Genomic DNA, 12,593 nt, shown 5'->3' on the forward strand with positions numbered 1-12,593 from the left:
AAGAACAGGGGGTGGCTGAGATGGAGACAGACAGAAATATCCTGACTGATGAAAAGTGGGGCGCAATCATACGCAATGATGCTTCTTATGACGGGGCATTTTATTATGCAGTAAAAACGACGGGGATTTTCTGCCGGCCTTCTTGTAAATCGAGAGTTCCGAATAAAGAAAACGTGCTGGTGTTTGATACGGCTGATGCAGCGCTCGAGAAACATTTTCGTCCCTGTAAAAGGTGCCGGCCGAACGGTCTTCGTCTTCCTGATGAAGAATGGATTGTTCAAATCATTGAGTACATTGACCGCCATTATCACGAATCTCTGACTCTGAGTGTACTGGCCGAAATGTGTCACGGCAGCCCTTATCATTTACAGCGGACATTTAAAAAAATCAGGGGAATATCCCCGATTGAGTATATACAGAAAAGAAGATTGTCGAAGGCGGAACACCTTTTAAAGCATACTGATATGACAGTCATGGAGATCGCTCTGACGGTCGGAATTCCAAACACAGCGCATTTCGCCACTCTTTTTAAAAAGAGAACCGGAAATTCGCCCACAGAATACCGAAAAACTGCCGGAATGGGAAAGGGAGGTTCAATATGAGTAAAGAGACAATGGTCTATTGGACACTTTTCACACGGAATGATTGGAGCCTGTATACAGCCGCCACATCTAAGGGGCTATGCTTTATAGGTTCAAATCATGGAAGCTTTGAAGAGCTTGAGCAGTGGGCAAAAAAATCACTGCCGCAATACCGATTGGCACGTGATGATGAGAAGCTGGCGTCTTACACGGCAGAGCTGTCCGAGTACATCGAAAATGGCAGATCAGCTTTTTCAGTGCCGGTGGATCTTTACGGGACAGAATTTCAGCTTGCTGTATGGAAAGCGCTTATGGACAGACCGTACGGCGAGACATACTCGTATTCGGATATAGCAAAAATAATTCAGAAACCGGCAGCCGTAAGAGCCGTGGGCGCCGCGATTGGAAAAAATCCGGTATTGATTACGGTTCCGTGCCATCGCGTCATTGGAAAAAACGGGAAACTGACCGGATTCAGAGGCGGTTTAGAAATGAAAAAGCAGCTGCTGGCATTAGAGGGCGGAAACATTTAAACACTGGAATGACGGCTGAGCCGGACAGGAGGGAACACATGAAACTGATTTCTTGGAATGTAAACGGCTTACGTGCCGTGATGAAAAAGATAGATATCAATACTTACGTTCAGGAAACGGAAGCCGATATTTTATGTCTGCAAGAAACGAAAGTACAGGACGGACAAGTATCATTACAGCTTGAAGGGTACCATGGCTATTGGAACTATGCGGTGAAAAAAGGCTACTCAGGCACGGCTGTTTTTTCGAAAGAAAAGCCGCTTCACGTGTTTTATGGATTGGGAATTGACGATCATGATCAAGAAGGACGGGTGATCACACTTGAATTTGAGAACGTGTTCGTCGTCAACTGTTATACGCCGAATGCCAAACGCGGATTAGAGCGAATTGATTACCGTCTTCAATGGGAAGCCGATTTTAAGGATTATCTGAAGAAGCTTGACCGGAAGAAGCCCGTGATATTATGCGGCGATCTGAATGTCGCACACAGGGAGATAGATTTAAAAAATCCGAAAGCCAACCGGAAGAACGCCGGTTTCTCGGATCAAGAGCGGGAAGCGTTCAGCGCCCTGCTGAACACAGGATTTACCGACTCATTCCGCTATTTATATCCTGATCGGGAAGGCGCCTATTCCTGGTGGTCTTACAGGACGAACGTACGTGAGAAAAACATCGGCTGGCGGCTTGATTACGTCATTGTTTCAGACAGACTGAAGCCGCGGATCAGCCAAGCGGCCATTTGTGCCGATATCATGGGTTCTGACCATTGCCCTGTTGAAATGACAGTGGATTTATGATGAGATAGCAGTAAGAGAAATCCACTCTTGCTGCTTTTTTATCACCGAAAATGGAGGAGCACATGGCAAATATAAAAGAGATTGCGAAACTGGCGAATGTGTCGGTGGCCACCGTATCACGCGTATTAAACCGACACCCGTACGTATCTGAGGAGAAAAGGCGTCTTGTGAATCAAGTGATGAAGGAGCTGGATTATACCCCTAATCGAACCGCCATTGATCTGATTCGCGGAAAGACCAATACGATCGGCGTGATATTGCCGTACAGTGACCATCCCTGCTTTGACAAAATTGTAAACGGTATCACGAAGGAAGCGTTTGCCCATGATTACGTGACAACCCTTCTCCCCACCAACTATGACCTCGCTATAGAGATGACCTATTTCGAACTGCTGAAAATGAAAAAGATTGACGGACTGATTGTCACGTCCCGCGCGAATGAATGGGAAACCGCTGTGCCTTACCTGGAATACGGCCCCATTGTCGCTTGTGAATATACGCAGCATCAAGAGATTCCCTGCGCTTATAATGACAGGCAGGCAGCTTACAGAGAAAGCTTTTTGTATTTGAAAAACCGCGGACATCAAGACGTTGCTTTTACATGTGTGCGGGAAGCGGAAAAAAGCCCGAGTACGGCCGACAAGGTAACCGCATATAAGGCGGTTTTCGGCTCTCTTGATGAAACCCGCATTCTGATCGGATGCCATGATATGGACGACGGAAAGCGGGCAGGTGAACACTTCTGGGGTTTCGACAAGGCGCCGACGGCCATCTATGCGCACAGTGATGACGTGGCTGCCGGCTTGTACCAGTTTGCGAAAGAACAGAAATGGGACGCGGAGATCATCGGCGAGGGAAATCTGAGCGTCAGCCGGGCATTGAATATCCCATCTCTGGAACTTCATTTGGAACGGGTCGGAAGGGAAGCATTTTTGCTGTTTTTGCACGGAGAAACGGCTAAAAAACAAATTATGCATCAATTTCAGCGGAAAAAGTCTTGAGCTGAAATGGGTTTCATGCTTTATAACTAGATTGAGAAAAAAAGGAGGCGGACATATGCGAATTGAACATGCGGCCATATGGGTGAAAGATTTAGAACGGATGAAAGAATTTTATGAGACATACTTCGGCGCCAAGGCCAATGACCTTTATCATAATGAGAAAAAAGATTTCAAATCGTACTTTCTTTCGTTTGACTCCGGATGCAGGCTGGAACTTATGAAAAAAGGCGGCATTGATGAAGCTCCGTCACAGAATATGACCGGATGGGCGCATCTCGCATTTTCTACAGGCAGCAAGGAGCGGGTGAATGAATTGACGGAGACGTTTAAAAACGACGGATTTCAGGTTGTAAGCGGCCCGCGCGTGACGGGTGACGGATATTATGAGAGCGTGATAGAGGATGGGGAAGGCAATTTGATAGAAATCACAGTGTAACAGTGCGGGGAACCCGCACTGTTTTATTGATTAAATTTGCTGAGCATTAGTTTTCGGACCGAAGAGGATTAACAAAACGGAACATAGAAGCCAGCAGCCGCCGATGAACAAAAAGACGCTGATGTAGCCGAGCTTAACGGCAATAAATCCGACGAGCAGGGAACCGAAGATGTTGGAAAAACGGCCGAGCCCGTACGCCAGCCCGCTCCCGGCCGAGCGATATTCCGTAGGATACGGCTCCGATGTATATGCGTATAAGTTTGAGGTGAATACCCGTTCCGTGACGTTGACGACAAATCCAAACACAATAATCATGACGGGAATAAACGTCATGCCGTATAACAGTCCGGCAATGGCAGTCAGAAAAGCGCTTGCGGCCAGAATCCATTTCCTTTGGAACGTCTCGGATATCATGGAACCGAGCAATGCGCCAAGCGGTGCGCCGACAGAGTGAAGCACATTGTACCACAGTGTTTTTTCCATGGTGATGCCGTTGCTTTTCAGCAGGCTGGGCACCCATGAAGCAAAGCCGTAAAAGCCAAAGGTTTCAAGAATCCATACCGCTGACAGGATGATGGTGATCTTTAAATTCCTGCCCTGAAACAGCCCTAAGTAGCCTGCGTGCTTCACTGTATGTACTTCTGCCGCCTCTTTTGGCGCGGGAAGCGGGCCTTTTTCTTTCTCTATACGTGCTTCAAGACGGTTCATAATGGTGTTTGCCTGATCATATGCGCCCCGATTTTCGTGCCAGCGCGGCGATTCCTCAAGCCGGCGGATAAAAAAGAAATAAATGAGACCGGCCGCCCCCCATACGAATACGAGCCGCCACCCCCATGAGCCTAAAGGAATGACAAAAGCGGAAACAACGTTTGTGACGGGAACGCCGATCAGTCCGATCATGGCGCAAAAGGAGATGTATTTTCCTCGTACGGATGATGGAAAAAATTCCGCCAAATAGCTGTTCGTCACAATCATGGCGGCCGCGACGCCGAGCCCGGTCAAGAAGCGGAAAATCATTAAGGACGGAATGTCCCATGCCAGCGCATTCAGAAAAGATGAGATCGAAAAGACAAGGACAAAACAATTCAGCGCTTTTTTCCTGCCGATCCGATCGGACAGCCTTCCGCCGATGGAGGCGCCTAAAAACATGCCCAGGAAGGATGCGGCCGTGATGTCGGCAATGGTGGACAGCTTCACGCCCCAATGCTCAATCAGCGCCGGAGCCACGTTGCTGAGCGTAAACAGATCAGCGAGATCGAAAAAATAGATGATTCCGAGAGCGGTTAATACTTGATAGTGCACACGCGAAATGGGGAGACGGTCTAATCGGTTCGCTACATTTGAGAATGTCTGATGTTTCATAAAAAACCCCCTGACTTAGCAATTGTAATCAGAAAATACTGTAAATTTATCTGACGAATACATTATAAAGGTCTTTTTTTGGCAAAAACAGAGTGTAAATAACCAGAGCCAAAGGAAACGGCATAGCGCTTTCTTCTTAAAATATATAACATTTTCTATATCTGTTTCTGTTTATATTGTAAAATGTTGAAGGAAAGGAAGTTGATGCATAAATATGAATACATTTGTACGGCCCGCAGAGGGAAGAAATAGTGTATCGAGATATCTTCTTTCTCTGTTGGTCATTGTGGGTTTATTCTTTTTCGGAAGCATACTGACCGTGTTTTACATGTTTCTTACGTCCGCTTTCAATCCTTCACTGACGATAAATTGGGATGAGGCGGCATTAAGTGACCCGCTGGCGGATATTTATTTACAGCACCTCGTCTATTTCATAGCGATTCCGGGCATTTGGATAGCGGTTCGTTTCATTATGAAGCGGCGGTTTTTATCCATCATTACACCGAATCAGTCGCTGAACTGGAAGAGAATTTTCTTTGGATTCGGCACATATGTTGTGCTGATGTTTGTCGCGGGGCTGATTGATTTTTTAATTCATCCGGATCGTTTCACGCTTCAGGAATTCCATGCTTCACGTTTTCTGCTGCTGTTAGCGGCGGCCGTCTTATTGGTTCCGATTCAAACCTCTGCGGAGGAATTTCTCTTTCGCGGTTTTCTGCTACAGTTCGCCGGAAAATTGACGGCAAACGCGGTGGTTCTGACGGTCATTATCGGCGGATTATTCGGCGCACTTCATTTCGGAAATCCGGAGATGGATAATGGGGCTCTATGGGCGGGAATCGGATATGTCACCATCGGCATGATCTGGACCTTTATCACGATTAAAACGGGCAGTCTGGAGATGTCCCTTGGCGGTCACGCTGCCAATAATATGTTTTTATTTATCTTTCTCACAGAGGATCATTCGGTGTACGGCGGCATTCCGTCGGTATTTACAACAGCAGCCGGGGGCTATGAAATATACGATTGCATATCGACTCTGGTGATCAATATCATCTTCGCATGGCTCGCGTTCCGTTTTGTGAAAAAAGAAAAGCAGCAGGCCGCCTAGGCTCTGCTGCTGATTTGTAAGGTGTTCATCGCTTCATCAATATCCGTCGTCGGCTTCCGGCAGGCGAAATTCTCACAAATGTAGACTGTTGTCTTTCCGTCGATCATTTGATAACCCGCGGCAAAGTCAGAAATGCCAGCAAGATCATCCGGATGTTCTGCGGCGAGAATCGTATAGGCGGGAGTGAAATGCTCCTGAAGCGCCTCAATGAAACGTTTTCTGTCCGGGTCATCTTTCCTTCCGAACACAACGATTTCTTTTTGGGGCATTGTGTGTGCCAGTACGCTTTGCATGAAGAAAGCGTTGCTGCTCGGATAGGCCTCTATTTCCCGTTTGAACACGGAAAACATCACTTCGGCTTTTTCAATCAGTGATACATCACTCGTCAGGCGGCCGAGACGAAGCAGCTGTACGGCAGCCGCGCTGTTTCCGGAAGGCACGGCCCCGTCATAAACCTCTTTTTCCCTGACAAGAAGGGTCTCAGCATCATTCCCCGTAAAGAAGAAACCCCCGTGCCGTTCATCCCAGAACAGCTCCAGCATGCTTGTACATAACGTTTTCGCTTTCTGCAGATAAGACGGATGAAAACCCGCTTCATACAGTTCAAGATAAGCCCAGATGAGAAAAGCGTAATCATCGATAAACCCTTTGTTTTTCACTTCGCCCTCGCGATAGCGGACCATGACGCGCCCGTCCGGCATGAGGTGCCGTTCGAGAAAGCGGATGGCTGTTTCCGCCATGCTGAGATAGTCAGGCTCGTGAAATACCTTTGCGGCTTTTGCCAGCCCGGCAATCATGAGCGCGTTCCATGAGGTCAGCACTTTGTCATCTGTATGCGGATAGCTTCTGTTTTCACGCGCTTCCAGCAATTTTGTTCTTGCCTCTTCAAGACGTTCGGCCAGCTCACGTTCGGTGAGGCCGGTCTCTTCGAGGATAGCCTCACGCCGCGTGAAAATGAGGTGCGGGATGTTTTCGCCTTCAAAATTGCCTTGATCTGTGATGTTATACACCTTGCAATAAAGCGGGCCGAGTTCATCACCGAGAAGATTCATGATTTCTTTTTTGGACCATATGTAATATTTCCCCTCACGGCCTTCGGTATCAGCGTCTAAAGCTGAGAAAAAGCTGCCGTCTTCATGCATCATTTCCCGCTGAATAAACGTTACGATCTGCATCGCAATCTGTTTGTAGCGCTCATTACCTGTGACTTGATAGGCTTCCGTATAGGCGGTCAGGAGAAGGGCGTTGTCATACAGCATTTTCTCAAAATGCGGCACGAGCCATTCATTATCAGTCGAGTAGCGGGCAAATCCGAACCCGATGTGATCAAAAATTCCGCCGTTCGCCATGCCGTCGAGTGTCTTGGTTACGCCGGCCAAAGCCTGCTCCTTGCCCGTATAGCTGTAGTAGCGAAGCAGAAACATGAGCATATGCGGCATCGGAAATTTCGGAGCCTGGCCGAACCCGCCGTACACCGTGTCAAACCCGCCGGCCAGCTGGCGATACGTGTCATGAACCGCCTGTTCGCCAAGCATGCCCTCAGCCGGGTGAACCTTGACTTCAAGATGAGCGGCGGCGTTTTCAGCGATATCCTCGACATGCTGCCGGTCATTCGCAAACGTTTCGGACAGATGTTCAAGCACATCGATAAAGCCTGGACGGTTAAATTTGCTCGTCTTCGGAAAATACGTCCCCGCATAAAACGGCTTCTGATCTGGTGTGACGAACACGTTCAGCGGCCACCCGCCCTGCCCCGTCATCAGCTGGCAGATTCTCATATACACGGAATCCACATCAGGGCGCTCCTCACGATCAACCTTGATGGCTATGAATTTATCGTTTAACATACCGGCGATCTCTTCGTCCTCAAAGGACTCGTGAGCCATTACATGGCACCAGTGGCAAGTTCGCTAAGCTACCCGTACCCAATAGATAAGAGAACAGGTTTATTCTCTCGTTTCGCTTTTTCAAATGCTTCATCGCACCAAGGATACCAATCCACGGGATTATAAGCATGTTGGAGTAAGTACGGTGACTTCTCGTCGATTAATCTATTGGGTACTTTTTTATTTGGCATGGGATCACCTTCTTTCGTTCGTATTACCGTTGATATATCTTTACTGTACCATAAAGATGTGCAGTCTATTCTTTATTTGTTTCTGTCTAAAGAAAACTAGTCTGTAGTTGACAGAATGGACAAGGTGCCTGACAACTGATATAGAGCTATGCGCCTAATCCAAAAGCTTTCATAACAAAGATAACAACAGGCGGAATGATAAGTGACGGCAGAAGATTTAAGGTTTTACATTTTTTAATTCCCAAAATGCTTAACCCCGAGCTTAGTATCAGTATTCCGCCCACAATTGTTATTTCATTAATCATGTCTGCACTTAATGCACTCTCCATTACTTTTGCAAATAAATAGAGTGAGCCTTGCCAGGCAAATAACACAACAGCAGATAAGGCTATTCCAAAGCCAAACGCTGATGCGAGAACAATAGAAGTGATGCCATCCAACATACCGTTTGTAAGAAGATAAGTGGAATCATCATGGATCGCGGATTCAATGGGCCCTAATATCGACAATGATCCCATGCAAAACAATAAGATTGCAGTTGATAAGCCTTCAGCTAAGTTATTTTTAGAGAACTTGCTGACTAGATGGTTGAATCTAAGTTCCAAATTTACAAACTGTCCAAGTAGTCCGCCAACAGCTAAACTTACAATAAAAAGAATAGGGTATTTACTATCCGATAAATGCTGTGCAATGGCGTTTATTCCTAATCCAACTGCAACAAACCCCATCGCTTGCATAAGAATATCTTGATATTCACCTTTCATTCCTTTCTTGAATAGCCCTCCGAGTAAACATCCTGCGAAGATCATAAATGTGTTAAAAATTGTTCCAATCATGTGCTTTCTCCCCCAATAAAGTGTGCTTTTAAAAAAATAAACTCTCCAGTAACTAGAGAGTCAAGGGATTATTTAATGGGCAGCATGATTTCGGTCACATAATGATCCGGATTATTAGTAACACCATAATCAATTAACGTTATCTCAATGGAGTCGGCCGCTAACTCCAGATGATGCTTTTTCATATATGTCAGTAACTTTTTATAATATTGTTTGGCCTCTTTATGCGACCCCTTAAACCTGATTTGTAAATATTCATTTGATGGTAAGGTGATTACTGATGGGGGCAAATCATGCTCGTCTTCTAAGATCATAAAAATACTGGAGTAACGATCAAACTTATGCGCTTTTAGGTTTGACACTGAAATCGATAATCCAATCTTTCCTAAAAATATGTCTTCTTTAATAGTAAGATCATTTCTCAATTCTGTTAGAGAGTGTTCAATATCATGACCTAGAATATACTCATGCTGTAAATAAGCGACACGCAACTCCGGAAGTTTGATTTTTGTAATTTTGTCTAACGGTTTATTAACGGCATCTTCTATTTTGTTTAAACGGCGGGTGATCTTTTTTTCAATAAGCTCTAATTCCCTTTTTTTACGATCGATTTCGGTTTTTTGGTTTTTCAGTAATTGAATTAAGGTATCTGCATTGTGGGAATTATAAAAATCTAGGAGTTTGTTTATTGGCAAGCCTAAAGCCCGCAAATATTTGATTGTATCCAGTCTCTCAAACTGCTCTGTGGAATAGTATCTGTAGTTATTTTGCTTGTCTTTGTATGCAGGTTTCAAAAGACCGATCTCATCATAATATCTGAGAGTGGATATTTTGACGTGAAATAACCTGGATACCTCTCCGATAGAGAAAAAATTCTTCATGATCATAATCCTTCTGCTTTCATTTGTCTTAATAAACCTGTAAAAAATGGTTTTATCAACATTATAATATTCAGCAATTTAAAGATAAAGCATCCCCTCTGGATAGAAAAATTTTAATGGAGGGAATTGGAGAGGATTATATGGTAATCTGCGTGGCGTCAATGACACGTCGAATAGCCGATGCTGACAAGAACCGGCTTGTTTAAGCGTTTCGCTTTTTCGAAGGCTTCTTCTCCCCAAGGGTGCCAGTTTACGGGGGTGTGGGCGTGTTGGAGCAGATAGGGGGACTTCTCCGTGATTAAACTGTTGGGTTTACTATTGTTTGGCATGGGCTCACCTCTTTCTATTCATATTTGTATGTTTAACATACCACAATCCTCTAAAATAATTCATACACTCAACTTTGTGACCCAAACCCAAGTCATTAAAAAGGAGAACGGCTTATGATTCTATTTTCAGGGTTAAACTTCATCCACCTTATTGCTTTTTAGATAAGAAATAAGGATTTAAAATCTTTATCATTTTATTTACTGTTAGATAAGTGAAACACACCCCAACGACTGTAACTGCGCCGCCCAGAAGAGAAATAAACGCAGGTACCTCACCTAACCACACCCAAGAAATGACCAAGGTTATAGCGGGTGTTAGGTAAAGTGAAATGGCTGCTTCTGAAGCACCGACGAGTGAAGTGACATACGCAAGTGCAAAGTAAGGCACAACCGTTGGTAATAAGCCTAAGTAAACGATAGACAATGTTGAGTTCATTGAAGCGTTCAAAACCTCTTCCCCTAAGCCAGGCAGAAATACAAGCATAGGTATTGTCCCGCCCCAAATAGTGAATGTAACGAATGGGATAAATCCATATTTTTTTATATAGCGGGCTTGAAAAACGAAATAAATACTCTCCGAAAAAGCTGCCAGCAGGATTAACAAAATGCCGTTCACTGAATTTGTATTGTTTCCTGCCCCGAAAGAAATGATCGACACACCCAATAAACTTATGATAGAGCCAATCCATTTATAAAGCCCAAAATGTTCACCAAAAAACAGACGAGATAACATTGCAGAAAAAATAGGTGTCATGGTCACGAGTAAGCTCGCAACTCCTGCACTAACTGTTTTTTCTCCGATATTCAGCAAAATGTGATATAGCGCAAAACCTAAAAATCCTAACAATAAAATAGCAGGGATATCCTTCATGTCAGGCAAACGCATATGAGTCAAAACAGCAAAAACCAACAATGCCATTGACCCAATCAACAAGCGAAACAAAGCAAGGTGTTCCGGCGTGTAACTCTCAAGACCCGCGCGAATTCCCGGGAAAGCTGATGCCCACAACCCAATCATCAGACTGTAAGATATGCCGATTCGAACTGTTTTCTTTCTCATCTTTCTCACTCCTCTTTACAAAAACCAACCAGTTATTTAATGTTTTTCTATATTAATAAAGATTTGAGGAGATGACTTCAACCAGTTAAATAGATTTTGACCCAACCACTTTAAGGAGGATCCTTTTTATGAGCGCTCCAGAAGAAAAAAAGATGAGAAAGCTTCCTAAGTACATACAAATCATTCAATTTATAAAAGAGAAAATAGGAAATGGAGAATGGCCGATCGGAAGTAAGATTCCAAGCCAGCGCACGCTTGCCAAACAACTTGAGGTGAACAGGAGCACAGTCATTACAGCTTTAGAGGAATTGATGGCGGATGGATTAATCGAAGGCAGAATGGGCAAAGGGACAGTTGTTACGAACAATACATGGACACTTTTGGCTAAGAATTCCGCCCCCGATTGGGATCAGTATGTAACCTCCGGAATTCAGCAGCCAAGCCAAAAAATCGTTCAAGAGATCAATAAATCAGAATCAAATTCTGATCTTATACAGCTCAGTAAAGGAGAACTTTCACATGAGATTTTTCCTTTAGCTGTTATGAAAGAGATCATGGGAAAGGTATCTCAAAACATAGAGGCATTCGGATATGAGGAACCAAAAGGATATTTACCTTTGAGAGAGGCATTAAGCGGCTATTTAAGAACAATCGGCATTCAAGCTTCTCCTTCTTCCATTCTTATTGTTTCGGGCGCACTGCAAGCCTTACAGCTTATATCAATGGGGCTTTTACAAAGAGGATCGACCGTATTTCTCGATCAGCCTTCCTATCTTTATTCATTACACGTCTTTCAATCAGCCGGTATGAAGCTGACTGGAGTTCCTATGGACAATGATGGACTTTTGCCGGAACATATTCGCATGGCAAGGGGGGAACGGGGGAGAGCTATCTTATATACAAATCCTTGTTTTCATAACCCGACAGGTATTTTAATGTCAAAAAAGAGACGAGAAGAAATCCTTGCGGCAAGTGAGAATGCACAGCTTCCCATTATTGAAGATGACATTTATCGTGAGTTATGGATCGATGAGATTCCTCCAGATCCTATTAAAACAATTGATAAAAATGGGCATGTGCTTTACATAGGCAGTTTATCGAAAACATTAAGTCCGGGCTTGAGGATTGGCTGGATTGTCGGGCCGGAACCAGTGATTGAACGTTTATCCGACATAAAAATGCAAACAGATTACGGCTCCAGTTCGTTATCCCAGAGAGTAGCGGCAGAGTGGTTTATATCCGGTGAATACCAGCAGCATCTAGAACAGGTGAGAAGTCAATTAAAGGTGAGAAGAGAATTGGCCTTGAGTGTTTTAGAAACTCATTTGAAAGATGTGGCGACATGGAATATCCCAAAGGGAGGATTCTTTGTCTGGGTAAAAATATTGCCTTCCATATCCATGAAATTACTTTATACCAAAGCCTTATCAAAAGGGATACTTCTCAATCTCGGCAGTATTTATGCTCAAGAAAAAGGGAATTATATTCGCTTATCATATGCTTATGCATCTCTTGAAGACCTTCAAAAGGGAATTTATGAATTGGGTTTGATGATTAAGGAATTGGCAAGCAGATAAATTTAAAAGACA

General features: G+C 44.4%; 12 protein-coding genes and 2 pseudogenes. 7 read left to right on the top strand and 7 right to left on the bottom strand.

Annotation, left to right across the window (positions count from 1 at the left end):
• Positions 1-20: 20 nt before the first annotated feature.
• The 5 genes from ACWJJS_RS00140 (at position 21) to ACWJJS_RS00160 (ending at position 3,348) form a co-directional block, all read left to right on the top strand.
• Positions 21-602: a bifunctional transcriptional activator/DNA repair enzyme AdaA gene (locus ACWJJS_RS00140; RefSeq protein WP_176283644.1), complete on the top strand. Its 582-nt coding sequence runs from the start codon at positions 21-23 to the stop codon at positions 600-602.
• Positions 599-1,114, top strand: a complete 516-nt coding sequence (locus tag ACWJJS_RS00145) for a methylated-DNA--[protein]-cysteine S-methyltransferase (RefSeq protein ID WP_454023205.1) — start codon at positions 599-601, stop codon at positions 1,112-1,114. Before ACWJJS_RS00140 ends, ACWJJS_RS00145 begins: the two co-directional genes overlap by 4 nt.
• A 38-nt stretch (positions 1,115-1,152) precedes the next feature.
• Positions 1,153-1,911 (top strand): exodeoxyribonuclease III, encoded by a 759-nt coding sequence (locus ACWJJS_RS00150; RefSeq protein WP_094247317.1) that lies wholly within the window; start codon positions 1,153-1,155, stop codon positions 1,909-1,911.
• A gap of 62 nt (positions 1,912-1,973) precedes the next feature.
• Positions 1,974-2,912: a LacI family DNA-binding transcriptional regulator gene (locus tag ACWJJS_RS00155; protein ID WP_454023206.1), complete on the top strand. Its 939-nt coding sequence runs from the start codon at positions 1,974-1,976 to the stop codon at positions 2,910-2,912.
• A 55-nt stretch (positions 2,913-2,967) separates the two neighbouring features.
• Complete coding sequence (locus ACWJJS_RS00160) at positions 2,968-3,348, top strand: VOC family protein (RefSeq protein WP_121984315.1); 381 nt, start codon at positions 2,968-2,970, stop codon at positions 3,346-3,348.
• Positions 3,349-3,378: 30 nt separating this feature from the next.
• Here the strand turns inward: ACWJJS_RS00160 and ACWJJS_RS00165 are convergent, their stop codons facing one another.
• A complete protein-coding gene (locus ACWJJS_RS00165) occupies positions 3,379-4,710 on the bottom strand; it encodes an MFS transporter (protein WP_326353211.1) in 1,332 nt (443 codons plus the stop codon).
• 214 nt (positions 4,711-4,924) lie between these two features.
• On the opposite strand from ACWJJS_RS00165, the gene ACWJJS_RS00170 reads away from it, so the two are divergent.
• Entirely contained in the window at positions 4,925-5,821 is an 897-nt protein-coding gene (locus ACWJJS_RS00170; protein ID WP_454023207.1) for a CPBP family intramembrane glutamic endopeptidase, read from the top strand.
• Here the strand turns inward: ACWJJS_RS00170 and ACWJJS_RS00175 are convergent.
• From ACWJJS_RS00175 to ACWJJS_RS00200, 6 genes and pseudogenes are all read right to left on the bottom strand, one after another.
• On the bottom strand, positions 5,818-7,668 hold the full coding sequence (locus ACWJJS_RS00175; protein ID WP_454023208.1) for a thioredoxin domain-containing protein: 1,851 nt from the start codon (positions 7,666-7,668) through the stop codon (positions 5,818-5,820). The genes ACWJJS_RS00170 and ACWJJS_RS00175 overlap by 4 nt on opposite strands.
• Positions 7,669-7,742: 74 nt before the next feature.
• Positions 7,743-7,898: pseudogene (locus tag ACWJJS_RS00180) on the bottom strand (DUF255 domain-containing protein); the annotation flags it as partial.
• A gap of 146 nt (positions 7,899-8,044) precedes the next feature.
• A complete protein-coding gene (locus ACWJJS_RS00185) occupies positions 8,045-8,734 on the bottom strand; it encodes a DUF554 domain-containing protein (protein ID WP_454023209.1) in 690 nt (229 codons plus the stop codon).
• Between the two features lie 68 nt (positions 8,735-8,802).
• Positions 8,803-9,615: a MerR family transcriptional regulator gene (locus ACWJJS_RS00190; RefSeq protein WP_048367898.1), complete on the bottom strand. Its 813-nt coding sequence runs from the start codon at positions 9,613-9,615 to the stop codon at positions 8,803-8,805.
• A 161-nt stretch (positions 9,616-9,776) separates the two neighbouring features.
• Positions 9,777-9,944, bottom strand: a pseudogene (locus ACWJJS_RS00195) (DUF255 domain-containing protein); the annotation flags it as partial.
• Between the two features lie 148 nt (positions 9,945-10,092).
• Positions 10,093-11,004: a DMT family transporter gene (locus tag ACWJJS_RS00200; protein WP_454023210.1), complete on the bottom strand. Its 912-nt coding sequence runs from the start codon at positions 11,002-11,004 to the stop codon at positions 10,093-10,095.
• A 128-nt stretch (positions 11,005-11,132) separates the two neighbouring features.
• Here ACWJJS_RS00200 and pdxR point away from each other — a divergent pair, with 128 nt between their 5' ends.
• Positions 11,133-12,581: a MocR-like pyridoxine biosynthesis transcription factor PdxR gene (pdxR, locus tag ACWJJS_RS00205; RefSeq protein ID WP_454023211.1), complete on the top strand. Its 1,449-nt coding sequence runs from the start codon at positions 11,133-11,135 to the stop codon at positions 12,579-12,581.
• Positions 12,582-12,593: the final 12 nt, after the last annotated feature.

The sequence above is a fragment of the Bacillus sp. JK106 genome, from assembly GCF_053663355.1.

Bases quoted from the DNA above. Each gene is read 5' to 3' on its own strand.
- ACWJJS_RS00140 (WP_176283644.1), top strand. From the start codon at position 21: ATGGAGACAGACAGAAATATCCTGACTGATGAAAAGTGGGGCGCAATC.
- ACWJJS_RS00145 (WP_454023205.1), top strand. From the start codon at position 599: ATGAGTAAAGAGACAATGGTCTATTGGACACTTTTCACACGGAATGAT.
- ACWJJS_RS00150 (WP_094247317.1), top strand. From the start codon at position 1,153: ATGAAACTGATTTCTTGGAATGTAAACGGCTTACGTGCCGTGATGAAA.
- ACWJJS_RS00155 (WP_454023206.1), top strand. From the start codon at position 1,974: ATGGCAAATATAAAAGAGATTGCGAAACTGGCGAATGTGTCGGTGGCC.
- ACWJJS_RS00160 (WP_121984315.1), top strand. From the start codon at position 2,968: ATGCGAATTGAACATGCGGCCATATGGGTGAAAGATTTAGAACGGATG.
- ACWJJS_RS00165 (WP_326353211.1), bottom strand. From the start codon at position 4,710: ATGAAACATCAGACATTCTCAAATGTAGCGAACCGATTAGACCGTCTC.
- ACWJJS_RS00170 (WP_454023207.1), top strand. From the start codon at position 4,925: ATGAATACATTTGTACGGCCCGCAGAGGGAAGAAATAGTGTATCGAGA.
- ACWJJS_RS00175 (WP_454023208.1), bottom strand. From the start codon at position 7,668: ATGTTAAACGATAAATTCATAGCCATCAAGGTTGATCGTGAGGAGCGC.
- ACWJJS_RS00185 (WP_454023209.1), bottom strand. From the start codon at position 8,734: ATGATTGGAACAATTTTTAACACATTTATGATCTTCGCAGGATGTTTA.
- ACWJJS_RS00190 (WP_048367898.1), bottom strand. From the start codon at position 9,615: ATGAAGAATTTTTTCTCTATCGGAGAGGTATCCAGGTTATTTCACGTC.
- ACWJJS_RS00200 (WP_454023210.1), bottom strand. From the start codon at position 11,004: ATGAGAAAGAAAACAGTTCGAATCGGCATATCTTACAGTCTGATGATT.
- pdxR (WP_454023211.1), top strand. From the start codon at position 11,133: ATGAGCGCTCCAGAAGAAAAAAAGATGAGAAAGCTTCCTAAGTACATA.